Origin of the sequence: Pedobacter sp. ASV12 (assembly GCF_016429155.1) — a bacterium.
GTDB lineage: Bacteria > Bacteroidota > Bacteroidia > Sphingobacteriales > Sphingobacteriaceae > Pedobacter.
Genome location: NZ_JAELUC010000233.1, coordinates 1 through 572, shown reverse-complemented (window position 1 = coordinate 572; position 572 = coordinate 1). Strand labels below are relative to the sequence as shown.

Annotated in this window: 1 pseudogene; it reads left to right on the top strand. The window is 39.3% G+C overall.

What is annotated here, in order from left to right:
* Window positions 1-415: pseudogene (locus JHD69_RS20070) on the top strand (SusC/RagA family TonB-linked outer membrane protein); the annotation flags it as partial.
* Window positions 416-572: the final 157 nt, after the last annotated feature.

Sequence of the window (572 nt, the reverse complement as noted above, 5' to 3'; positions counted from 1 at the left end):
GGATAAAACTTTCTTCGAAAGATCGGGTTCTACAGTTGACAGAAATCAATACGCTTCAAACTTACAACGTTGGACAACCCCTGGTCAATTTACTGGTATTCCAAAACCGTTTTTTGGTGGTACCGTATTGAACATCAGTGGTATTAACCACAGTTCGTCTTATGCGATTTCTGATCGTTTTTACGAAGATGGATCTTACATCAGGCTAAAATCTGTGAGCGTAGGGTATGACTTGCCGAAATCTTGGCTAAGTGCGGTAAAATTGCGTTCGGTTAAAGTGTACGCACAAGGAATTAACCTTTGGACCATTACCAAATACCAAGGAGTTGACCCTGAGTTTGTAAATGCGAGTGGCGACTTTGGTCAATATCCACAGTTTAAAAACTTTACGTTTGGAATTAATGTTGGCTTCTAATTTTATTAAAATGAAAAAAATACATATCATATCAATGGCGCTTGTAGCATCTCTTGCTATAACCTCATGTGAAAAAACCTTACAAACAGAGCCGAAAAACTCGATATCTGCCGAAGTAGCCTTAAAAGAGGCGGCGGGCTGTCTCTTATACACATCT